Source organism: Streptomyces sp. NPDC093085, assembly GCF_040683935.1.
Taxonomy (GTDB): domain Bacteria; phylum Actinomycetota; class Actinomycetes; order Streptomycetales; family Streptomycetaceae; genus Streptomyces.
In genome coordinates this window covers 19,813-42,485 of sequence record NZ_JBFBFB010000014.1, presented here as the reverse complement: position 1 = coordinate 42,485, position 22,673 = coordinate 19,813, and the positions used below count along the sequence as shown (strand labels likewise).

At 72.3% G+C, this 22,673-nt stretch carries 14 protein-coding genes; 10 read left to right on the top strand and 4 right to left on the bottom strand.

Annotated features, from left to right (window positions below):
• Positions 1-391: 391 nt before the first annotated feature.
• Positions 392-1,993: an ABC transporter substrate-binding protein gene (locus AB0O07_RS29365; protein WP_365638831.1), complete on the top strand. Its 1,602-nt coding sequence runs from the start codon at positions 392-394 to the stop codon at positions 1,991-1,993.
• A 107-nt stretch (positions 1,994-2,100) separates the two neighbouring features.
• Here the strand turns inward: AB0O07_RS29365 and AB0O07_RS29360 are convergent, their stop codons facing one another.
• Both AB0O07_RS29360 and AB0O07_RS29355 read right to left on the bottom strand, forming a co-directional pair.
• Positions 2,101-2,772 (bottom strand): response regulator transcription factor, encoded by a 672-nt coding sequence (locus AB0O07_RS29360; protein WP_365638828.1) that lies wholly within the window; start codon positions 2,770-2,772, stop codon positions 2,101-2,103.
• Between the two features lie 55 nt (positions 2,773-2,827).
• Positions 2,828-3,703, bottom strand: a complete 876-nt coding sequence (locus AB0O07_RS29355) for a PD-(D/E)XK nuclease family protein (RefSeq protein WP_365638825.1) — start codon at positions 3,701-3,703, stop codon at positions 2,828-2,830.
• Positions 3,704-3,811: 108 nt separating this feature from the next.
• Between AB0O07_RS29355 and AB0O07_RS29350 the strand changes: the two genes are divergently transcribed.
• The 3 genes from AB0O07_RS29350 to AB0O07_RS29340 all read left to right on the top strand — a co-directional run bounded on the left by AB0O07_RS29350 (position 3,812) and on the right by AB0O07_RS29340 (position 6,875).
• On the top strand, positions 3,812-5,053 hold the full coding sequence (locus AB0O07_RS29350; RefSeq protein ID WP_365638823.1) for a site-2 protease family protein: 1,242 nt from the start codon (positions 3,812-3,814) through the stop codon (positions 5,051-5,053).
• A 79-nt stretch (positions 5,054-5,132) separates the two neighbouring features.
• Positions 5,133-6,038 carry a tRNA (adenine-N1)-methyltransferase gene (locus AB0O07_RS29345; RefSeq protein ID WP_365638820.1) on the top strand — a complete coding sequence of 302 codons (906 nt, stop codon included), beginning with the start codon at positions 5,133-5,135 and terminating at the stop codon, positions 6,036-6,038.
• 228 nt (positions 6,039-6,266) lie between these two features.
• The gene (locus AB0O07_RS29340) at positions 6,267-6,875 is read left to right on the top strand and encodes a hypothetical protein (RefSeq protein WP_365638817.1); all 609 of its coding nucleotides are present in this window, start codon (positions 6,267-6,269) and stop codon (positions 6,873-6,875) included.
• A gap of 44 nt (positions 6,876-6,919) precedes the next feature.
• Here AB0O07_RS29340 and AB0O07_RS29335 read toward each other — a convergent pair whose 3' ends face one another.
• A complete protein-coding gene (locus tag AB0O07_RS29335) occupies positions 6,920-7,240 on the bottom strand; it encodes a ferredoxin (protein WP_365638814.1) in 321 nt (106 codons plus the stop codon).
• A gap of 253 nt (positions 7,241-7,493) precedes the next feature.
• On the opposite strand from AB0O07_RS29335, the gene arc reads away from it, so the two are divergent.
• The 6 genes from arc (at position 7,494) to prcA (ending at position 13,645) form a co-directional block, all read left to right on the top strand.
• Positions 7,494-9,260, top strand: a complete 1,767-nt coding sequence (arc, locus tag AB0O07_RS29330) for a proteasome ATPase (RefSeq protein WP_365638812.1) — start codon at positions 7,494-7,496, stop codon at positions 9,258-9,260.
• A gap of 196 nt (positions 9,261-9,456) precedes the next feature.
• Complete coding sequence (dop, locus tag AB0O07_RS29325; RefSeq protein ID WP_365638809.1) at positions 9,457-10,968, top strand: depupylase/deamidase Dop; 1,512 nt, start codon at positions 9,457-9,459, stop codon at positions 10,966-10,968.
• A 134-nt stretch (positions 10,969-11,102) separates the two neighbouring features.
• Positions 11,103-11,321: a ubiquitin-like protein Pup gene (locus AB0O07_RS29320; protein ID WP_365638807.1), complete on the top strand. Its 219-nt coding sequence runs from the start codon at positions 11,103-11,105 to the stop codon at positions 11,319-11,321.
• An 87-nt stretch (positions 11,322-11,408) separates the two neighbouring features.
• Positions 11,409-11,921: an endonuclease VII domain-containing protein gene (locus AB0O07_RS29315; protein WP_365638805.1), complete on the top strand. Its 513-nt coding sequence runs from the start codon at positions 11,409-11,411 to the stop codon at positions 11,919-11,921.
• Positions 11,873-12,718, top strand: a complete 846-nt coding sequence (gene prcB / locus AB0O07_RS29310) for a proteasome subunit beta (protein WP_365638803.1) — start codon at positions 11,873-11,875, stop codon at positions 12,716-12,718. The genes AB0O07_RS29315 and prcB overlap by 49 nt, the downstream gene beginning before the upstream one ends.
• Before the next feature lie 54 nt (positions 12,719-12,772).
• Positions 12,773-13,645 carry a proteasome subunit alpha gene (gene prcA, locus AB0O07_RS29305; protein ID WP_365638801.1) on the top strand — a complete coding sequence of 291 codons (873 nt, stop codon included), beginning with the start codon at positions 12,773-12,775 and terminating at the stop codon, positions 13,643-13,645.
• An 81-nt stretch (positions 13,646-13,726) separates the two neighbouring features.
• Here prcA and AB0O07_RS29300 read toward each other — a convergent pair whose 3' ends face one another.
• Positions 13,727-22,540: an SDR family NAD(P)-dependent oxidoreductase gene (locus AB0O07_RS29300; protein WP_365638799.1), complete on the bottom strand. Its 8,814-nt coding sequence runs from the start codon at positions 22,538-22,540 to the stop codon at positions 13,727-13,729.
• Between the last annotated feature and the right edge of the window lie 133 nt (positions 22,541-22,673).

Genomic DNA, 22,673 nt, shown 5'->3' with positions numbered 1-22,673 from the left:
TGACCTTTATCACCTGTGCGCACGTCGACAGCGGCGCGCGGGGCTGATCCACGGGTGTCACGGGTGGGGCCGCCTGTGCGCATGTGTCCGGCTTTGGGGTGGCCCGCGCCAAAGGGGAGCGCGTCCGGGCAACAGTTCGCACCTTATTCCGATCACCGTGTGATTGCGATTTCCAACAGCCCGGTTCCGGCAATACCGGCGCGCCCGACTAATCTCGTCGCGAGCACTTCGCCGTATCAACGACGTGTCCCGGACGGCCCACCAAGTCGCCACGTACACAGGACCGATCGCCCTGTATCCCGGCCCGATCGCGCTGCCCCGACCGGGTGGGCGCGGCGGAGTCTCGTCAACACCGCTGTAGCTCAGTGCCGGATGAGGGAGTACGTCCAGGATGAACCGCAAGACTTTGGCTCTGTCGGCCGCGTTCGGCCTGCTTGCGCCCGTCGTCCTCGCCGGTTGCGGCGGCTCGGACGGGGGGTCCGGGGACGGTAAGGCCATTGTCGTGGGCACCACGGACCAGTACATCGCCACCAAGGCCGGTCCCGCCCCTCTGGACCCGGCCTTCGCGTATGACACGGGTACGTGGAACGTGCTGCGCCAGGTCCTCCAGACGCTCGTCTCCATCCCGCGCGGCGGCGGCAAGCCGATCCCTGACGCGGCGTCGGAGTGCGGCTTCACGGACCGCGCCAACGAGAGCTACCGGTGCACCCTGCGCGAGGGGCTGAAGTTCGCCGGCGGTGCCCCGGTCACCGCGGACGACGTCAAGTTCTCCTTCCAGCGCGCCCTCGACATCGACGACCCGGGCGGGGTCGCCGCGCTGCTGGGCAACATCGACACGATGGAGTCGGACGGCGACCGCAAGATCGTCTTCCACCTCAAGTCGCCCGACGCGACCTTCCCGTACAAGCTGACCACGCCGGTCGCCGGCATCATCAGCTCCAAGGACTACGAGCCGAAGAAGCTCCGCGACGGCTTCGAGGTCTCCGGCTCCGGCCCGTACACCCTGAAGGCCGACACCGACGGCGACCACATCACCCGGGCCGTCTTCACCAAGAACCCGGATTACCAGGGCAACGTCACGGTCCAGAACGACAAGGTCGAGCTGCGTCCCTTCAAGACGCCCGAGGAGATGGGCAAGGCGCTCGACGCGGGGGACATCGACATGATGACCCGCTCCATGTCGCCCGACCAGATCCAGGACTTCATCGAGAAGCCCCGGGACGACATCCAGCTCACCGAGATGCCGGGGCTGGAGATCCGCTACCTCGCCTTCGACACCAACGCGCCGATGGTGAAGGAGAAGGCGGTGCGCCAGGCCATGGCGTACACGATCGACCGCGGCCAGATCGTCACCAAGGCGTACGGCGCGCAGGCGGAGCCGCTCTACTCGCTGGTCCCGTCGACGGTGGCCACCCACACCAACCCGTTCTTCAACAAGTACGGCGACGGTGACGTGGCCAAGGCGGAGTCGCTGCTGCGCGGCGTCGGCATCACCACCCCGGTGAAGCTGACGCTGAACTACACCACCGACCACTACGGTTCGGCCACCCAGAAGGAGTTCGAGACCCTCCGGGACCAGCTCAACGCGAGCAAGCTCTTCGACGTCGACATCAAGGGCACCGAGTGGAAGGACTTCCGGCCCAACGGCCAGAAGGGCGACTACGCCGTCTACGGCATGGGCTGGTTCCCGGACTTCCCGGACCCGGACACCTACGTCGGCCCCTTCTTCGACAAGCCGAACTTCCTGAACAGCCCGTACGACAACCTGAAGATACGTACGCAGCTGCTCCCGGAGTCCCGCAAGGAAGCCGACCGCTCCGCGGCGACGAAGACCTTCGGCCAGATCCAGAACCTGGTCGCCGACGAGGTCCCGGTGCTCCCCCTCTGGCAGGGCAAGCAGTACGTCGCCTCCCGCACCCAGATCACCGGTGTCGAATGGGCGGTCAACTCCTCCGCCGAACTCAACCTCTGGGAACTGGGCACCGGTAGCTAGAGCCGGCCTGCCACGGCAGAGGGCCGCCCTGTCACCGAGTCGACCAGGGCGCCCTTGCCGGGGGCTTCGGGGTACCCCCGCCCGGAGGCGAACCGAGCCTCAAAAAATTACTGCGCCCCGGGGCGCACCAGGCCGCTCTCGTACGCGTAGACCGCCGCCTGCACCCGGTCGCGCAGGCTCAGCTTGGTCAGGACGTGGCCCACGTGCGTCTTGACCGTGGTCTCGCTGACGAAGAGGTCCGCCGCGATCTCCGCGTTGGAGAGCCCCCGCGCCACCAGCTTCAGCACCTCGACCTCCCGCTCGGTCAGGGTGTGCAGCGTGTCCGGAACCGGCTCCTCGCCCGAGGGGAGGTGGTCCGCGTACTTGTCGAGCAGCCGGCGCGTGACGCTCGGCGCCAGCATCGCCTCGCCCGCCGCGACCACCCGGATGGCCTGCACCAGCTCCACCGCGGGCGCGTCCTTCAGCAGGAAGCCGCTGGCCCCCGCGCGCAGCGCCTCCACCACGTACTCGTCCAGGTCGAAGGTGGTCAGCACGAGCACCTTCGCCGGACCGTCCCGGCCGGGCCCGGTGATCTGCCGGGTCGCCTCCACCCCGTCCATCCGGGGCATCCGGATGTCCATCAGCACCACATCGGGCTGGAGCGCCCGGACCTGGTCGATGGCCTGGAGACCGTCACCGGCCTCCCCGACGACCGCGATGTCCGGCTCGGCCTCCAGGATCATCCGGAAACCGGTACGCAGCAGTGGCTGGTCGTCCACCAGCAGTACGCGGACAGTCACGGGGCAACTCCTTCGGTAGACGGCCCCATTCTGCCCTGCGTGCCCGTGCCCGGGATCAGCCGGGCACGCCCGCGTCCACCGTCGCCTCCGCCGGTGCCGCCACCGCCCCCTCCGCCGTCCGTACGGCGAGCGGATAGACCGGCGGCGTACCCCCGAATTCCGGACACCGCGCCTGGTGGTCGCACCAGCCGCAGAGCTTCGTCGGCCGGGGCCGCCAGTCGCCCGTCTCGGTGGCCAGCTCGATCGCCTGCCAGAGCGCCAGCAGCTTCCGCTCCACCCGCTCCAGATCCGCCTCCACCGGGTCGTACGTCACCACCTCGCCGCTGCCCAGATAGACGAGCTGGAGCCGGCGCGGCAGCACCCCCTTCAGCCGCCGCACCACCAGCGCGTAGAAGATCATCTGGAACCGCGCGCCCTCCGCGTACTCGGGACGCGGCGCCTTGCCCGTCTTGTAGTCCACGATCCGCACCTCGCCGGTGGGCGCCACGTCCACCCGGTCGATCACCCCGCGCAGCCGCAGCCCCGACGCCAGCTCCGTCTCCACCAGCAGCTCGCGCTCGGCCGGCTCCAGACGCGTCGGGTCCTCCAGCGAGAACCACCGCTCCACCAGCGTCTCCGCCTGCCCCAGCCACGCCGCGAGCCGCTCGCCCCCCGCGTCCTCGGCGAAGAGCTCCGCCAGCTCGGGTCTGGCGGAAAGCAGCCGGTCCCACTGACCCGGCACCAGCGCCTTCGCCCGGGGCGCCGTACGCTCCACCGCCGGCGCGTCGAAGAGCCGCTCCAGCACCGCGTGGACCAGCGTGCCCCGCGTCGCCGCCTCACTGGGCTTCTCGGGGAGCTTGTCGATCACCCGGAACCGGTACAGGAGCGGGCACTGCATGAAGTCGTTCGCCCGCGACGGCGACAGCGAACGGGGCGGCTTGCTCGTACTCATGACGGAGACCCTACGGCCCGCCACTGACAGCGAGCCGAATACCATCGACTACGGAGCCACTCGCGACATCCATCGCGCGAGCCGGCCCCGCCGAGACGAAGGGAACCCGTGAAAGAGGACGACGAGAGCGGCACGGGCAAGCTGCCGCGGCCCGGCAAGGGGGACACGGGCCCCGGCGGCAAGCCGTCGCGGCGTGAAGACCCCGGCGGTGGCATCCTCATGGGCCGCCCCTTCGGCGTGCCCGTCTACGTCGCCCCGAGCTGGTTCCTGGTGGCCGCGCTCATCACCTGGATCTTCGGCGGCCAGCTCGAACGTGTCCTGCCCGAGCTGGGGAACCTGCGCTATCTGGTCTCCCTCTTCTTCGCGGTCGCGTTCTACGCCTCCGTCCTCGTCCACGAACTGGCCCACACGGTCGCGGCGCTCCGCTTCAAGCTGCCGGTCCGCCGGATCCAGCTCCAGTTCTTCGGCGGGGTCTCCGAGATCGAGAAGGAGTCCGAGTCGCCAGGACGCGAATTCGTCCTCGCCTTCGTCGGACCCCTCCTCTCCCTGGTCCTCGCCGGCCTCTTCTACCTCGGCCTGCTCGCCGTGGAGCCCCGTACGGTCCCCGGCGTGCTGCTCGCCGGACTGATGATCTCCAACCTGATCGTCGCGGTCTTCAACCTGCTCCCCGGCCTCCCGCTGGACGGCGGCCGGATGCTCCGCGCGGTCGTCTGGAAGATCACCGGCAAGCCCATGAGCGGCACCGTCGCCGCGGCCTGGGTCGGCCGCGCGCTCGCCGTCGCCGTCCTCATCGGCCTCCCGCTCCTCACCCGTACGGGTGCACTCGGCACGTCCGCGGTGAATGTCAGCGGCATGGAGACCGTCACGGACGCGCTGCTCGCCGCGATCCTCGCCGCGATCATCTGGACCGGCGCGGGCAACAGCCTGCGGATGGCCAGGCTCCGCGAACACCTCCCCGAACTCCAGGCCCGCGCCCTCACCCGGCGCGCGGTCCCTGTGGAGTCCGCCACACCCCTCTCCGAGGCCCTCCGCCGCGCCAACGAGGCGGGCGCCCGCGCCCTGGTCGTCGTGGACGGCCACGGCGACCCCACGGCCCTGGTACGCGAGTCCGCCATCGTCGGCGTCCCCCAGCACCGCCGCCCCTGGGTCGCGGTGAGCGGCCTCGCCCAGGACCTGACCGACGGCATGAAGGTCCCCGCCGACCTGGCCGGCGAAGCCCTCCTGGAACGCCTCAGGGCCAGCCCCGCGACGGAGTACCTGGTCCTGGAGGAGACCGGCGAGATCTACGGCGTCCTCTCCACCGCGGACGTGGAACGCGCCTTCGTCAGCGCCATGGCCCGGCCGCAGTAGGGCCCTTGCCACGAGGACGGGCGTGGGGCCCGGTCCGCCGCCGGACCGGGCCCCGCACCCAGCGGTTAAACTTCCACGCATGTCCGAACCGACCGGTGCCGCCCGACGTCGCGGCCCCTTCAAGGTCGGGGACCAGGTTCAGCTCACCGACCCCAAGGGACGCCACTACACCTTCACGCTCGAAGCCGGGAAGAACTTCCACACCCACAAGGGTTCCTTCCCGCACGACGAGCTGATCGGTGCTCCCGAGGGCAGTGTTGTCCGTACCACGGGGAACGTCGCCTATCTCGCGCTGCGCCCCCTGCTCCCCGACTATGTCCTGTCCATGCCCCGCGGCGCCGCCGTGGTCTATCCGAAGGACGCAGGCCAGATCCTGGCCTTCGCCGACATCTTCCCGGGTGCCCGGGTGGTGGAGGCGGGGGTGGGCTCCGGGTCGTTGAGCAGCTTCCTGCTCCGCGTCATCGGCGACCAGGGCATGCTCCACTCGTACGAGCGGCGTGAGGACTTCGCGGAGATCGCGAAGCAGAACGTGGAGCGCTACTTCGGCGAGCCGCACCCCGCCTGGACGCTGACGGTCGGTGACCTCCAGGACAACCTGTCGGACACGGACGTCGACCGCGTCATCCTGGACATGCTCGCCCCCTGGGAGTGTGTGGAGGCAGTCTCGAAGGCGCTGGTGCCCGGCGGCATCCTCTGCGCCTATGTGGCGACGACGACCCAGCTCGCCCGCACCGTGGAGACCATCCGGGAGTTCGGCACGTTCAACGAGCCGGCCGCCTGGGAGTCGATGATCCGGAACTGGCACGTCGAAGGTCTCGCGGTCCGCCCCGATCACCGGATGATCGGACACACCGGGTTCCTGGTGACCGCGCGCCGCCTCGCGGACGGCGTGGAGCCCCCGCTCCGCCGCCGTCGCCCCGCCAAGGGCGCGTACGGGGAGGACTACAGCGGCCCCGGCAGCGCGAGCGGAGGAGCCGCCCGCTGACCGGCGCCCGCCGGCCGGACCGCCCGGCGGACCGACAGGCCGCCGGGCCGACAACACGCCGCCGCCGTCGCTCCGTTCCCGTCCGTCAGGGGGGAACGGGGCGACGGCGCCTTTACGTTGGGCTTACGCACCCCGCTGTTCCGTAGCCCTGTGACGTGTGGCACGATGCTGACTCCCTCCCACACCGTTGGTTACTCACCGGCACCGCCTTCACAGGAGACACTCCGCGTGCTGATCTCCGACGTTCCTGACCTCGCGCACACCCGGCCCCGCCCGGTGCACTGGGTCGCGACGGCTACCGCGATGGCCGGCGTGGTGGCGCTGGCCGGGCTGCTCCAGCCCGGGGCCGCCACCGCCTCCCAGACCGGCCCGAAGCCCCTGAGAGAGGCGTCAGGGGGCACCGGCGGCGCCCCGCTGCCCGCCCCCGACCCGGCCGCGGCGGCGTTCCCGCTGGAGTGCGGCCCGATCGGCACGGTCGTCACCCAGCACGCCCAGGGCGACCTCGACGGTGACGGCAACCCGGAGACCGTCGCGGTGGTCCGCTGCGACGCCGGCTCGGGGACCCCGCCGAGCGGGGTGTACGTGCTGACCCGTACGGAGAAAGGCGAGCCCCGGGTGGTGGCCACCCTGGTGGACCCCCGGGACAAACTGACCGTGGCACCTGGTCTCGCCGTCCAGGACCGGATGATCAGAGCGACCCTCTTCGGCTACTCGTCGCCCTCCGTGCCGAGCTGCTGCCCCGACGAGGAGAGCGACGTGGTGTGGCAGTGGAAGAACGGCGCGTTCCTCCGCACCGACCTCCCCGGGGCAGCCGGAACCGGTACGAGCGGAAGCTAGCCGGGCGGGGCGGGGCCCGGCCCCGCCCCGGTACCGGCGCCTGATCAGGCCGCGTCGGGCCCGTAGACCTCCACCTGGTCGGTCACCCGGCGTACGTGAATGCAGTCACCGGGGCACTCCTTGGCCGAATCCACCACGTCGGCGAGGAGCGGCAGCGGGACGCGGGTGGTGGCCCCGGGCGACTGGAGCAGTTCGTCGTCCGGGCTCTTCACATAGGCCAGGCCGTCGATGTCCAGCTCGAAGACCTCCGGCGCGTACTGGGCGCAGATCCCGTCGCCGGTACAGAGGTCCTGGTCGATCCAGACCTCCAGCGGCTCGCCGGTCCCTGTGCCGCCTTCGGTGGGAGCCTCCTGCTGCACGCTCATCTCTCCTGCCGTTTTCTGCGCCGGGCGGCGTGGAACGGGTAAGTCACGCCAGCCCTGACGGGTGTTGAACCCTCCCGACGATACAACCGGCTGCTTTCCGATGCCCCCGGGTGGGTATTCCCCTGGCGTGAGGGAGGGCGCAAGGGTGAAGATCGGTCACACCCCGACAGTCTTTGTGATCTAGGGGTTTCAATCATCACCCACCCAGGTAGGGTCAGGAAGCGTCCAGCTCCCCTTGGAGGAGGTGAGGACCGTGGCAGCCCACGACGACGACATGAACCGCGGCATCCGGCCCGGGCGGGGGTCCGAAGACCCAGCCGGCCAGGTTGCCTATCTTGAGCAGGAAATCGCCGTCCTGCGACGCAAGCTCGCCGACTCTCCGCGGCACACGAGAATTCTCGAAGAGCGGATCGTCGAGTTGCAGACGAACCTGGCGGGCGTGTCCGCGCAGAACGAGCGGCTCGCCAATACGCTCCGTGAGGCCCGCGACCAGATCGTGGCCCTCAAGGAAGAGGTCGACCGGCTCGCACAGCCGCCGGCCGGTTTCGGCGTCTTTCTGCAGAGCAATGAGGACGGCACGGCCGATATCTTCACCGGGGGCCGCAAGCTCCGGGTGAATGTCAGTCCCGGCATCGAGCTGGAAGACCTGCGCCGTGGCCAGGAAGTCATGCTCAATGAGGCGCTCAATGTGGTCGAGGCCATGGAATTCGAGCGGGCCGGGGACATCGTCACCCTCAAGGAAGTCCTTGAGGACGGCGAGCGCGCCCTGGTGATCGGGCACACCGACGAGGAACGGGTGGTGCGGCTCGCCGAGCCCCTGCTGGACACCACCATCCGCCCCGGCGACGCCCTGCTGCTCGAACCGCGCTCCGGCTATGTCTATGAAGTGGTCCCCAAGAGCGAGGTCGAGGAGCTGGTCCTCGAAGAGGTACCGGACGTCGACTACGACAAGATCGGCGGTCTCGGCGGCCAGATCGAGATGATCCGGGACGCCGTGGAGCTTCCGTACCTCCACCCGGACCTCTTCAAGGAACACGAGCTGAGGCCGCCGAAGGGCATCCTGCTCTACGGCCCGCCCGGCTGCGGCAAGACGCTGATCGCCAAGGCGGTGGCCAATTCCCTGGCGAAGAAGGTCGCCGAGGTGACCGGGCGCCCGGCGGGGAAGAGCTACTTCCTCAACATCAAGGGCCCCGAGCTGCTCAACAAGTACGTCGGGGAGACCGAGCGCCATATCCGCCTGGTCTTCCAGCGGGCCCGGGAGAAGGCCAGTGAGGGCACCCCCGTCATCGTCTTCTTCGACGAGATGGAGTCCCTCTTCCGCACCCGTGGCTCCGGCGTCAGCTCGGACGTGGAGAACACCATCGTCCCGCAGCTCCTCGCCGAGATCGACGGCGTGGAGGGGCTGGAGAACGTCATCGTCATCGGCGCCTCCAACCGCGAGGACATGATCGACCCCGCGATCCTGCGCCCCGGCCGGCTCGATGTGAAGATCAAGATCGAGCGTCCGGACGCGGAGGCCGCCAAGGACATCTTCGCGAAGTACCTGACGGCGAGCCTTCCGCTGCACGTGGACGACATCTCCGAGCACAACGGCTCGAAGGAGGCCGCGGCCCACGGGATGATCCAGTCCGTCGTGGAGCAGATGTACGCGGAGTCCGAGGAGAACCGCTTCCTGGAGGTCACCTACGCCAATGGTGACAAGGAAGTCCTCTATTTCAAGGACTTCAACTCCGGCGCGATGATCCAGAACATCGTCGACCGGGCCAAGAAGATGGCGATCAAGGCCTTCCTCGACCACAACCAGAAGGGCCTCCGGGTCTCCCATCTCCTCCAGGCGTGCGTGGACGAGTTCAAGGAGAACGAGGACCTGCCGAACACCACCAACCCGGACGACTGGGCCCGTATCTCCGGCAAGAAGGGCGAGCGGATCGTCTTCATCCGCACCCTGGTGACCGGAAAGCAGGGCGCGGACACCGGGCGCTCCATCGACACGGTGGCCAACACCGGTCAGTACCTGTAGAGCGCGGACCGGCTGCGGATGCCCGGAAAAGGGCATCCGCAGCCGGCTGCTTTCCCGTACCTGCGACCACACCCGCACCCCGGGCCAACCACCACACCAGGCCAATCGAGAAAATGATCTCCCCGACGGCGTGACGGCGTTCTAGGCTTTTGAGCGCAGCTCCCGGAGGGGAGCGCCGCCGGGCAAGGAGGGCCGCATGACCGTACGGCGAGTAATGGGCATCGAGACGGAGTACGGCATCTCCGTTCCGGGCCATCCGAACGCCAATGCCATGCTCACCTCGTCCCAGATCGTCAACGCGTACGCCGCGGCGATGCACCGGGCGCGCCGCGCCCGCTGGGACTTCGAGGAGGAGAATCCGCTCCGGGACGCGCGCGGCTTCGATCTCGCCCGCGAGACGGCGGACTCCAGCCAGCTCACCGACGAGGACATCGGCCTGGCCAATGTGATCCTCACGAACGGCGCACGGCTCTACGTGGACCACGCCCATCCGGAGTACAGCTCGCCGGAGGTCACCAATCCGCGCGACGCCGTCCTGTGGGACAAGGCGGGCGAGCGGATCATGGCGGAGGCCGCCGAGCGGGCGGCGCTGCTGCCCGGCGCCCAGCCGATCCACCTGTACAAGAACAACACCGACAACAAGGGCGCGTCCTACGGCACGCACGAGAACTACCTGATGAAGCGGGAGACCCCGTTCTCGGACATCGTGCGCCACCTGACGCCGTTCTTCGTCTCCCGGCAGGTCGTCACGGGCGCCGGCCGGGTCGGGATCGGCCAGGACGGCCACGAGCACGGCTTCCAGATCAGCCAGCGCGCGGACTACTTCGAGGTCGAGGTGGGTCTGGAGACCACCCTCAAGCGCCCCATCATCAACACCCGGGACGAGCCGCACTCGGACGCGGAGAAGTACCGCAGACTCCATGTGATCATCGGCGACGCGAACCTGTCGGAGATCTCCACCTATCTCAAGCTCGGCACCACCTCGCTGGTCCTCTCCATGATCGAGGACGGCTTCATCAACGTCGATCTCGCAGTGGACCAGCCGGTCCGTACCCTCCACCAGGTCTCGCACGACCCGACGCTCGCCCGGCTGGTCACGCTCCGCAGCGGGCGGACACTCACCGCGGTCCAGCTCCAGATGGAGTACTACGAGCTGGCCAGAAAGTATGTCGAGGAGCGGTACGGCGTCGACGCCGACGAGCAGACCAAGGACGTCCTGGGCCGCTGGGAGGACACGCTCAACCGGCTGGAGAACGATCCGATGAGCCTCTCCGGCGAACTGGACTGGGTCACCAAGCGGGAGGTCCTGGAGGGGTACCGGCGCCGGGACGGCCTGGACTGGGACGCGGCCCGGCTCCATCTCGTCGACCTCCAGTACGCCGACGTACGCCCCGAGAAGGGCCTGTACAACCGTCTGGCGGCCCGGGGCAGGATGCGGCGGCTGCTGGACGACCAGGACGTCGAGCGGGCCAGGACGAGCCCTCCCGAGGACACCAGGGCGTACTTCCGGGGCCGCTGCCTGGAGCAGTACGCCGACGACGTGGCCGCGGCCTCCTGGGACTCGGTCATCTTCGACCTGCCGGGAAGGGACTCGCTCCAGCGGGTGCCCACCCTGGAGCCGCTGCGGGGCACCCGTAACCACGTCAAGGAGCTGCTGGACCGCTGCCGCACGGCCGAGGAGCTGGTCCGGGTGCTCTCCGGAGGCTGAAACGGCCCCGGTGGGGGAATGATCAGGGTGGTCCCCGGACGTTGTGGAAAGTACGGGGCCGATGTCCGGCCCTCCTTGTAGGGTCGGATCTTGAAGGTCACATCCAGCGGGGCGAACCGAGCGGGGTGAGGGTTATGGCGACCAAGGACACCGGCGGCGGACAGCAGAAGGCCACGCGTTCCACGGAGGGCACCGAGGAGCAGGCGCAGGAAGCGCAGGCATCCGAGGACCTCAAGGAGCGCCAGGAGAAATTGTCGGACGACGTGGACTCCGTGCTCGACGAGATCGACGATGTCCTAGAAGAGAATGCTGAGGACTTCGTGAGGTCATTTGTTCAGAAAGGCGGAGAATAGGCGGGAATGTCCGGATTGGGCGGTGGGAAGAGGTGTTCTCGCTGCAAGCGGACTTTGAGCCGTGAGGCGTTCGCCGGCAATAGGTCGATGAGTGACGGGCTCCAGTCCTATTGCAGGGAGTGTGCTGCTGCGTACTACAAGCAGCGCCAGGAGGCGAAAGGGCGCGTGGTGCGGGTGAGGATTCCCGTGCCGCGCGGCCACAAGCGTTGTCCGCAGTGCGGTGAGATCAAGGCGCACTCCGAGTGGGAACCCAACAAGTCCTCATCGGACGGTTGGTCGAGCTACTGCCGTACCTGCCGGGCGCAGCGCAACCGTGCGAACTACTTCAAGCGCAAGTACGGCATCACCGAGGCCGAGCGTGACGAGTTGATCTCGTCGCAGATGGGCACCTGCTCGATCTGTTTGACTGCTTCTGCGGTACATGTGGATCACTGCCATGAGACGGGTAGGGTCCGTGGCGTACTGTGCTTCAACTGCAATTCGGCCATCGGCAAGTTGGGTGATGATCCCGACACCTTGTGTCGGGCCATCGCATACTTGGAGGGAAACGCGTGGAAGCCAACATTCGTAGCACCGGGCGTCTACCAGCTGCCTTCCTGACGCCCGGCTCGTCCTCGTTCATGGATTTCCTCTCCGACCACTCGCCGGAGCTGCTGCCCGGCAAGCGGGTCCTGCCGCCCGTCCAGGGCGCCGTCGAGGCCCCGCACGGCACGACGATCGTCGCCGTGAGCTTCCCCGGCGGGGTGGTTCTCGCCGGTGACCGGCGGGCCACCATGGGCAATATGATCGCCCAGCGCGACATCGAGAAGGTCTTCCCGGCCGACGAGTACTCGGCCGTGGGCATCGCGGGCACCGCCGGGCTCGCCGTGGAGATGGTCAAGCTCTTCCAGCTCGAACTGGAGCACTTCGAGAAGGTCGAAGGGGCGCAGCTCTCGCTGGAGGGCAAGGCCAACCGGCTCTCCACGATGATCCGGGGCAACCTCGGGATGGCCATGCAGGGCCTCGCCGTCGTCCCGCTCTTCGCCGGGTGGGACGTGGACCGGGGCAAGGGCCGCATCTTCTCGTACGACGTGACCGGTGGCCGTTCCGAGGAGCAGGGGTACGCGACCACCGGGTCCGGCTCGATCTTCGCCCGGGGCGCGATGAAGAAGCTCTACCACGAGGAGCTGACGGAGCGGCAGGCGTGCACCCTGGTCGTCCAGGCGCTGTACGACGCGGCGGACGACGACTCGGCGACCGGCGGCCCGGACGTCGGCCGCCGGATCTATCCGATCGTCACCGTCATCACCGAAGAGGGCTTCCGGAAGCTGAGCGACGACGAGTCCGCCGAGATCGCCCGCTCGATCCTGGACCGCAGGCTCGAACAGCCCGACGGCCCGCGTGCCGCGCTGCTCTGACGCCGCCTTCCTCCGGAACCTCATATGCCACTGACAGAAAGGGACGGATAGCCGGTGTCGACGCCGTTCTATGTCTCACCCCAGCAGGCCATGGCCGACCGGGCAGAGTACGCCCGTAAGGGCATCGCCCGCGGCCGCAGCCTGGTCGTGCTCCAGTACGCCGACGGCATCGTCTTCGTCGGTGAGAACCCGTCCCGCGCGCTCCACAAGTTCAGCGAGATCTACGACCGGATCGGCTTCGCCGCCGCCGGCAAGTACAACGAGTACGAGAACCTGCGGATCGGCGGCGTCCGGTACGCGGATCTCCGTGGATACACCTACGACCGTGACGATGTGACGGCCCGTGGTCTCGCCAATGTCTACGCCCAGACGCTCGGCACGATCTTCTCCAGCTCCGCCGAGAAGCCCTACGAGGTCGAGCTGGTGGTCGCCGAGGTCGGCGCCACGCCGGACGGCGACCAGATCTACCGGCTGCCGCACGACGGTTCGATCGTCGACGAGCACGGCTCGGTCGCGGTCGGCGGCAGCTCCGAGCAGATCAGCACCTTCCTCGACCAGCGCCACCGCGACGGCATGTCGCTCGCCGAGGCGCTGAAGCTGGCCGTCCAGGCGCTCTCCCGGGACACCAACGGCGGCGAGCGGGAGATCCCCGCAGAGCGGCTGGAGGTGGCGGTCCTCGACCGGACCAGACCGCAGCAGCGCAAGTTCAAGCGGATCGTCGGCCGCCAGCTCGCCCGGCTGCTGGAGGCCGACGGGGCGGCTTCCACCCCGACGGACGCGCCCTCGGACACCGAGGACACCGAGGACGCCGACCAGGCGTCCGGCGCCTCCGGTACGTCCGGCACATCGGCGTCGGGTGCGCCGGACTCCACGGGGCCGGGCGACACGGACGGTACGAGCGGTACGGGCGGCTCGACGGACGAGTAGTCCGGAGCGGCGGGTATCCGCCGGTGCCCCGGTCCTCCGCCGTGTCGCGGAGGGCCGGGGCACCGGTGTGTGGACGGCCTGTCAGCGGCCGGTACCGGGGGCACGGTCCGGCAGCCCCGCCAGCCAGCCCTGTACGGCGTGCGCGGTCGCCTCCGCGTGGGCCTCCAGCAGCGAGAAGTGGTCGCCCGGGGTGGTCAGCGCGGTGTGCGGAAGCTCCCAGGACGCCCGCGCGGGCACCTCACCGCCCGCCACCGGGGCCAGCGGCTCCGCAGCGCCGACGAAGAGGACCGGCGCGGCGACCGGCGCGGGGGACCACTCCGCGAAGAGGTCCTGGTAGCCGCCCATCGCGGTGAGCCGGCTCGCCCCGGCCGCCGGCCCCCCGTCCCGGGCCAGCGGGGCGATGAGCGCCGCGCCCAGCGCCGTACCCGCGTCGCCGCTGCTCCCGCTGGAGTAGGTGTCGAGGAGGACGACGGCCACCGGGCCGGCCCCCTGGCGCTCCAGCCGCCCCGCCACCTCGTGGGCGAGCCACCCCCCGGCGGAGCGGCCGAGCAGGACCACGGGGCCGCCCGCCGCCGCCTCCAGGGTGGCGGCGGTCTGGAGCTCCACCAGCGCCGCCACCGACTCCGGCAGCGGCTCCCCGGCGACGAACCCGGGGTTGGGCAGCGCGGTCACCGTCCGTACGCCCTGGAGCGCCGCCGCGAACCGGGCGTACTCATGCGGCCCCGACAGCGCGCTGAACGCGGGGAAACAGATGATCCCGGGGTTCCCGGGGCCCTGGCCCGCCGGGCCCGCCGACGCGAGCCGTACGGGGCGTGGCGCGCGCCCTGACGGTCCCTCGGCGCCGAAGGTGGGGCGCAGCCGGGCCGCGACGGTCAGCAGCGCCATCCCCCGGTAGGCGTCGCCCGCCCGGCAGGCGCGCCGGAAGAGCGCGGCGACGCTGTCCGTCTCCGCCTCCTGGTCTCGTCCCTGGTGCTGGTGCTGGTCCTGGTTCGGGACGTGGTTCGGGACGTGGTTCCGGTCGTTGTCCGGGTGCCGAGCGCCGTCCTGTTCCTGGGGTCCGCCCGGGGGCGCGGGTTCGGCGGGCAGGCGTTCCCGCAGGTACGCGGCGAGGGCGGCCGGGGTGGTGTGGTCGAAGAGCAGGGTCGCCGGGAGGGGCAGTCCGGTCGCGGCAGCGAGCCGGTTCCGCAGCTCCACGGCGGTCAGCGAGTCGAGGCCGAGTTCCGCCAGCTCCTGGTCCGGGGCGACCGCGCCCGCCCCGGCGGCGTGGCCGAGGACGAAGGCCGCCTCCGTGCGGACCAGGTCCAGCGGGTCCCCCAGGTGCCGTGCCCGTTCCTCCGCCGTACGGCCGCCGGGCGCACCGGCGGCGGGGCGGGGCTCCGTACCGTCCCCGTACGGCCGTAGCCGGGTCCCCCGGATCTCCTGGGCCCCCTGTGCGCCTTGGACGAGGCCGCGCAGCAGCGGGGGAGGGGGCTCGGTGGCTCCGCCGCCCGACGGGCCCCACCATTCGGGGTCCAGCCGCGCGGTGACCAGCGCGGATCCCTCCGTGGCGCACGCGCGGTCGAGGAGCGCGAGCCCCTCGTCCGGGGCGAGCGGGACCAGCCCGGAGCGTCCGATACGGCGCCGGCTCACCTCCGTCAGCCGGGCGGTCATCCCGCCTTCCTCCTGCCAGGGGCCCCAGGCCAGCGAGAGCGCGGGGCGGCCGTGGGCCCGGCGGCGGTGGGTGGCCAGGGCGTCGAGGAAGGCGTTCGCGGCCGCGTAGTTGGCCTGTCCTGCCGGGCCGAGCACCCCCGCGACCGACGAGAACAGGACGAAGAGTGCGAGGTCCCTGCCGGCGGTGAGGTCGTGGAGATGGACCGCCGCGTCCACCTTCGGCCGGAACACCCCGGTCAGCCGGTCCGGGGTGAGCGCGGAGACGACCCCGTCGTCGAGGACTCCGGCGGTGTGCACGACGGCGGTGAGCGGATGGTCCTCGTCGACCCCCGCCAGCAGTTCGGCCAGCGCCTCCCGGTCGCCCACGTCGCAGGCGGCCACCTGGACGCTCGCCCCCAGCGCGGTCAGCTCCGTCCGCAGGGCCTCGGTGCCCGGGGCGTCCGTCCCGCGCCGGCTTGCCAGCAGCAGATGGCGCGCCCCGTGCCCGGTGACCAGATGGCGGGCGACGAGCCGGCCGAGGAAGCCCCCGCCGGTGACCAGCGCGGTGCCCTCGGGGTCGAGAGGACGGGGGGTGCCTTCGCCGCCGGGGGCGGTGCCGGGGGCGGCGGGAGAGGCGGGGGCCGCGGGGACCAGCCGGGGCGTGTACGCGCCGTCCGCGCGCAGGGCGAGCTGGGGCTCCCCGCTCGCCAGCGCCTCCGGCAGCCGCCGCCCCGCCGCCTCCCCTTCGGCCAGGTCGAGCAGGAGGAACCGTCCGGGGTGCTCCTCCTGGGCCGAGCGGACCAGACCCCAGGCCGTGGCCTGGGCGAGGCCGGGCACCGTCTCCCGGCCGTCCACGGCGACGGCGTCGCGGGTCACCAGGGCCAGCCGGGCGCCGGCGTACCGTTCCTCGGCGAGCCAGCCCCGTACCAGCTCCAGCGCCCAGCGGCCCGCCGCGTGGGCGTCCGCCACGAGGTCGCCGGAGCCGGGCGGGCAGCAGGCGAGGGCGGTGTCCGGGGGAGCGGCGCCGGTGGCGGCGAGGCTCCTGGCGAGCGCCGCGAGATCGGGGTACGGCTCCGGTTCCGCGCCGGAGCCGCGCAGGGTGGCCGTGCGCTCCGGCGGGCACGCGCCCACCACGACGAGCCGGGGCGCGCGCTCCGGCGTACGCTCCGGCCCAACGTCCGGCGCCTGCTGAGCCGGACGGGCCCACGCGAGGCGGAAGAGCGCGTCCTCGTCCCCGGCCCGGGTGACGGGGCGTGCGGGCCCGGTGAGCGGGCGCAGGACCACCGACGCGGCCGAGAGCACCGGGGCGCCGGACGGGTCGGTCGCGGTGAGCGCCATACGGTCCGGCCCGTCGGGGGTGAGCCGCACCCGCAGGGCGGAGGCGCCGGGCCCCGACAGCCGTACGCCGCTCCACGCGAAGGGCACCCGGAGCGGCCCCGCCGCCCCGGCCTGCTCGCCGCTCTCCTCGCCGTCCCGCTTGCCGTTCTCCTCGCCGCCCCGCTCGCCGTCCGGGCCCGCGTGGGGCAGCGCCCCCGGCAGCAGCACGGTGTGCAGCGCGGCGTCCAGGAGCGCCGGGTGGAGGGCGTACGACGTGGCGTCCTCCCGCGCGTTCGCCGGGGCGTTCACCGGGGTCCCGGGGAGGGCGACCTCGGCGAGGAGTTCCCCGTCCGGTGTCCGCCACGCGGTCCGCAGCCCGCGGAAGGCCGGACCGTACCCGAGGCCGCCCTCGGCGAGCCGGGCGTAGAACCCCTCGGGCGCGGGGGAGCGGTCGACGGGGAGTGGCACCGCGCCCGGCGGCGGCCACGGTGCGCGGGGCGTGGCCGTATGTCCGTCCCCGCCGTCCTCGCCGCCTTGACGGGGAGCCGAGCCCAGGGTGCCGGTGGCATGGCAGGCCCAGGTGTCCTCTGCGTGGGTACGCCCGTCCCCGGGCCGGGATTCGATCCGTACCGTCCGCTGCCCGGCGGAGGAGCCGGGGCCCGACACCGTGACGCGCACCGTGACCGCGCCGGGCTCCGGCAGCGTCAGCGGGGTGTGCAGGACGAGTTCCCCCACCAGGTCGTGCCCGAGGAGGCGGCCCGCGTACAGCGCCATGTCGAGGAACGCGGTGCCCGGCAGAAGGAGCGTGCCGCCGATCCGGTGGTCGGCGAGCCAGGGGTGCGCCGCCGTGGAGAGTACGGATGCGAGGAGCGCCCCGCCCTCCCCGGCCGGCCGGAGTTCCGCGCCCAGCAGCGGATGCCGGGGGCCGGGCGGTGCGGCGGTGGCGGGCGGTGCGGTGGCGGGCGGTACGGGATCGGCGTCGAGCCAGTACCGCTCCCGCTGGAAGGGGTACGTCGGCAGGGCGGTCAGCTCCGCCCCACGGCCCGCGAAGAGCGCCGCCCAGTCGACCGGCAGACCCAGGGTGTGGAGCGCGGCGAGCGCCCGTACGAGCGTCTCCGGCTCGGGCGTCCGCCGGTCCAGCGTGCGCAGCACGACGGCCGCGCCCGTACCGCTCGCCCTCGCCGCTCCCTCCGCCCCCTCCGGGGCGTCCAGGCACTCCTGGGCGAGGGCGCTGAGCGTGGCGTCCGGGCCGACTTCCAGGAAGTGGGTGAACCCCTCGTCGCGCAGCCACCGGATCGACCCCTCGAACCGTACGGCCGCCCGTACCTGGCGCACCCAGTAGCCGGGCGTGGAGAGCTCGGGGCCCGCGATCCGCCCGGTGACGTTGGAGACGACGGGGATCCGGGCCTCCCCGTAGACGAGGCCCGCCGTCACCTCGGCGAATTCGGCCAGCATCGGCTCCATCAGGTGGGAGTGGAAGGCGTGGCTCACCTTGAGCCGGGTGACCCGGCGGCCCTGCCCCTCCCACCAGGCGGCCGCCTCCGCCACGGCGTCGCGGTCACCGGAGAGGACGGTGGCGCGCGGGCCGTTCAGCGCGGCGATGTCCACGCCGGAACCGCCCGACGCGGCGGTGTCCACCCCCGCGCTCTCCGCACCGCCCGGTGCGGCGAGCGCGGCCCGCACCTCGTGCTCCCCGGCCGCGACCGCGACCATGGCGCCGCCGGCGGGCAGCGCGGCCATCAGCCGGCCGCGCGCCGTCACCAGGGCGCAGGCGTCGGCGAGGGAGAGCACCCCGGCGACATGGGCCGCCGCGATCTCGCCGACGGAGTGCCCCAGGACGGCGTCGGGGCGTACGCCGTACGCCTCCAGCAGCCGGTACAGCGCCACCTCCAGCGCGAAGAGCGCGGGCTGCGCGTACTCCGTCGTATGCAGCAGACGCGCCGCCTCGGAGCCCTCGGCGGCGAACACGACCTCCCGCAGCCGCCGGGGCAGGCCCGGGTCCAGCTCCGCCGAGCAGGCATCGAAGGCGCGGGCGAAGACCGGGTGCGCGTCGTACAGCCCGGCGCCCATCCGGGCCCGCTGGCTGCCCTGTCCGGTGAAGAGGAACGCCGTACGCGGCGCGGCCGCCCGCGCCGCCGCCTCCCCGGCCACGACATCGGGCCCCGGCCGCCCCTCGGCGAGCGCGGCCAGGGCGGTGAGCACCTGCCCGGGGTCGCGCGCCAGGACCACGGCCCGGTGGGCGAAGGGCGAGCGGGTCGCCGCGAGGGAGAGCCCGATGTCGAGCAGCCGGTCTCCGGACGCGGCGTCGAGCCGCGCGGCCAGCCGCCCTGCCTGCTCCCGCAGGGCGCGCGCGGTGCTGGCGGAGAGGGGCAGGGGGACGGGGAGGAGGGGAGGCGGCGCGGCGGGGATGCCCGGGGCGGGCGGGGCGGGCGGTGCGCCGTCGGGCCCGCGGCCGGCGGCCGGGGAGCCGCTCGGCTCACCCGGTACGGCGGGGGCCGCCGGGCCGTTGGCCGTCGGCGAGCCGGCCGCCGGAGTGCCCGAGGTCGGCGAGCCGGCCGGCGACGAGCCTCTCGTCGGCGAGTCGGCCTCCCCGGGCTTCGGCGCCGTGTGTGGTGGCTCCTCCAGGATGACGTGGGCGTTGGTGCCGCTGATGCCGAAGGCGGAGATCCCGGCGCGGCGGGGTGCGCCGGTCGTGGGCCAGGGGGTGGGGGCGGTCAGCAGGCGTACGTGGCCCGCGGACCAGTCCACGCGGGGGGTCGGCTCGTCGGCGTGGAGGGTTTTCGGGAGCACGCCGTGCGCCATCGCCTCCACCATCTTGATGACGCTCGCCACGCCCGCCGCCGCCTGGGTGTGGCCCAGGTTGGATTTCACCGAGCCGAGCAGCAGCGGGCGCTCCGGCGGGCGTTCGGCGTGGACGGCGAGGAAGGCGTCCGCCTCGATCACATCGCCGAGGCGGGTACCGGTGCCGTGGGCCTCGGCCGCGTCGATACGGTCCGGGGTCAGCCCGGCGTCGGCCAGCGCCTGCCGGATCACCCGCTGCTGGGCGGGGCCGTGCGGGGCGGTCAGGCCGTTGCTCGCGCCGTCCTGGTTGACCGCGGAGCCGCGCACCACGGCCAGCACCGGGCAGCCCCGGCGGCGGGCCTCGGAGAGCCGGGTCAGCAGCAGCATCCCGGCGCCCTCGGCCCACCCCGTACCGTCGGCGTCCGCGCCGAACGCCTTGCACCGGCCGTCCGGGGAGAGCGCCCGCTGCCGGGCGAACTCGATGAAGGAGCCCGGCGAGGACATCACCGTGACACCGCCCGCCAGCGCGAGCACGCACTCGTCCCGCCGGAGCGCCTGGGCCGCCAGGTGGAGTGCGACCAGTGAGGAGGAACAGGCGGTGTCGAGGGTGAGGGCGGGGCCTTCGAGGCCCAGGGTGTAGGAGATCCGGCCCGAGGCGACGCTGCCCGCGTTGCCGATCGCGAGATACCCCTCGACCTGCTCGGGGGTGGCCGAGAGGCGCCCCGCGTAGTCGCTGTACATCATCCCGGCGTAGACCCCGGTCCGGGTACCGCGCAGGGTGTGCGGGGCGATGCGCGCCCGCTCGATCGCCTCCCAGGCCGTCTCCAGGAGCAGCCGCTGCTGCGGATCCATCGCCCGCGCCTCGCGGGGGGAGATGGCGAAGAACCCCGGGTCGAAGCGGTCCACGTCACGGAGGAAGCCGCCCTCGCGGGTGTACGTGGTGCCGGGGTGCGCCGGGTCCGGATCGTAGAGCGCCCCGAGGTCCCACCCCCGGTCGGCGGGGAAGGGGCCGATGGCGTCGGTGCCCTCGGCGAGCAGCCGCCACAGCTCCTCGGGGGACTCCACCCCGCCCGGGTAGCGGCACCCCGTCCCGACGATGACCACCGGGTCGTCGTCGGGACGGGCGTACGGGGCGGACGAGGGCCCCGGGACGGGGGCGGGGGTGCCGCCGGTGTGCGCGGCGGCGAGGCCGGCGCCGAGCCGGGCGGCCAGCGCCGCGGGGGTGGGGGAGTCGAAGACCACGGCGACCGGCAGCGTCAGGCCGGTCGCTGCGGCCAGCCGGTCCCTGAGGGTGACGGAGGTGAGGGAGTCGAGCCCCAGCTCCCGGAAGGGGCGGTCGTCCGCCACGGCCTCGGGGGCGCACTCCAGGATCCGGGCCAGCTCCGTCCGTACCAGCTCCAGCTCCGTCCGTACCGGCTCCAGTTCCGTCCGTACCGGCTCCAGTTCCGTCCGCACCGGTCCCGGCTCCCTGCGTTCCCCTTCCGGGGGAAGGGCGGCGGGGGCCTTCGGCGCGGGCGGGGCGGCCAGCGGGCGCGCGAGGGCGGGAGCGAGTGCGTGGCGGGTGACCTTTCCCGAGGCGGTCCGGGGGATCTCCGCGACCTCGTACAGATACGCGGGCACCTTGTACGCCGTCAGCTCGGCCCGGCACGCCGCCAGGATCCGGCCCCGGTCCAGCGCCCCGGCCTCGCGGGCCACCAGATACGCGGCCGGTACCTCGCCCAGCGCCGCGTCGGGCACCCCGGTCACCGCCGCGTCCGCGACGCCGGGGAGGCGGAGCAGGACGCTCTCGATCTCCGCGGGGTGGACGTTCTCCCCGCCCCGGACGATCAGTTCGCCGAGCCGCCCGGTGATGGTGAGCCGGCCCGCCGCGTCCCGCCGGGCCAGGTCGCCGGTACGGAACCAGCCGTTCCGCAGCGCCGCCGCGGTCTCCCGGTCCCGGCCGAGGTAGCCGGACATGGTGCCGGGACCGCTGACCCACAGCTCGCCCTCGGCCGGGTCCGCTCCGTGCGGGGGCTCCCCGTGCGGGTGCTCTCCGGCCGCCTCCTCGGAGTCGGCCGTCTCCTCGGAGCCGGGGGCCACCAGTCGTACGCGCAGACCTGGCACCGGGGGCCCGCAGGAGCCCGCAGGGCGCTCGCCGTCCGGCCGGTTCATGGTCACGGGACCGAGCTCGGTCGAGCCGTAGTGGTCGATGTACGGGGTGCCGAACGCCTCCTCGAAGGCGTCCCGGAGCGCGGCCGTGGTGACCGCGCCGCCGCTGAGACAGGCCCGGAGCGCGGGGGCGCGCAGCCCCTCCGTGCCGACGGCGTCCAGCAGTCGGCGGAAGAGCGCGGGCACGCCCCCGAGCAGGGTGCACGGGTCGTCCTCGCGGCGCAGCTCGCGCACCACCTCCTCGGCCGAGAAGTGCGGCAGGATGCGCGCGCTCGCCCCCACCGTGGTCACCGCGAGGAAGCAGGTGAGCTGGCTCATGGCGTGGTGGAGCGGGAGCGGCCACAGCAGCCGGTCCTCGGCGGAGAGGCCGAGGGCGGAGACGAACGCGGCCCCGACCGACCAGAGCCGGGCGCGCTGGGTGGAGAGCACCCCCTTGGGCAGGCCGGTGGTCCCGGAGGTGTAGAGGATCCAGGCGGTGTCGTCGAGGCCCAGGGTGTCGCGGGCGGGGGCCTCGGGGGAGCGGGTGGTCAGCTCGTGGTAGCCGACGGTGCCCGGTTCCCGGGCGGGCGGCCCTCCGACCCCGGCGGGGTCGTCCACCAGGACCACCGTCAGATGTTCGCGGCCGGGCCGTAGCCGCCGTAACTGCGCGAGATGGGCGCGGTCGGTGAGGAGCAGCCGCGCGCCGCTGTCGTCCAGCATGTGGGCCAGTTCCCGATCGGCGGACCTGGGGTCCAGCGGCACGCCGACGGCGGCGGCCCTCGCGATGGCGAGCAGCCCCTCGACGGCCTCCACCCGGTTGCCGAGGACCAGCGCTGCGCGGTCGCCGGGGGCGAGCCCCAGGGCGGCGAACTGCCCCGCCAGCCGGCCGGTCCGCTCGTACAGCTCGCCGTACGTCACGGTGCGGACGCCGTCGCTGTAGGCCGTCTTCCCGCCCCGCTCCGCCGCGTGGCGGCGCAGACGCGCGGAGAGCGGGAGCAGGGGAGTCGTGACATGTCCGCGTACATCATTCTCAGTGCTCACGCGGGGGAAGAACGAGGAAGGGTCCGGAAGGTTGAGCTCCGTTTTATTTCGGGCACTTCCGGGCAGATCCGGGCGGACCCGGTGCGCTTCCGCTCGTGTCCGGTCGGATATCCCGGGGTGTCCGATCGGACAC

Bases quoted from the DNA above. Each gene is read 5' to 3' on its own strand.
- AB0O07_RS29365 (WP_365638831.1), top strand. From the start codon at position 392: ATGAACCGCAAGACTTTGGCTCTGTCGGCCGCGTTCGGCCTGCTTGCG.
- AB0O07_RS29355 (WP_365638825.1), bottom strand. From the start codon at position 3,703: ATGAGTACGAGCAAGCCGCCCCGTTCGCTGTCGCCGTCGCGGGCGAAC.
- AB0O07_RS29345 (WP_365638820.1), top strand. From the start codon at position 5,133: ATGTCCGAACCGACCGGTGCCGCCCGACGTCGCGGCCCCTTCAAGGTC.
- AB0O07_RS29335 (WP_365638814.1), bottom strand. From the start codon at position 7,240: ATGAGCGTGCAGCAGGAGGCTCCCACCGAAGGCGGCACAGGGACCGGC.
- dop (WP_365638809.1), top strand. From the start codon at position 9,457: ATGACCGTACGGCGAGTAATGGGCATCGAGACGGAGTACGGCATCTCC.
- AB0O07_RS29320 (WP_365638807.1), top strand. From the start codon at position 11,103: ATGGCGACCAAGGACACCGGCGGCGGACAGCAGAAGGCCACGCGTTCC.
- AB0O07_RS29315 (WP_365638805.1), top strand. From the start codon at position 11,409: ATGAGTGACGGGCTCCAGTCCTATTGCAGGGAGTGTGCTGCTGCGTAC.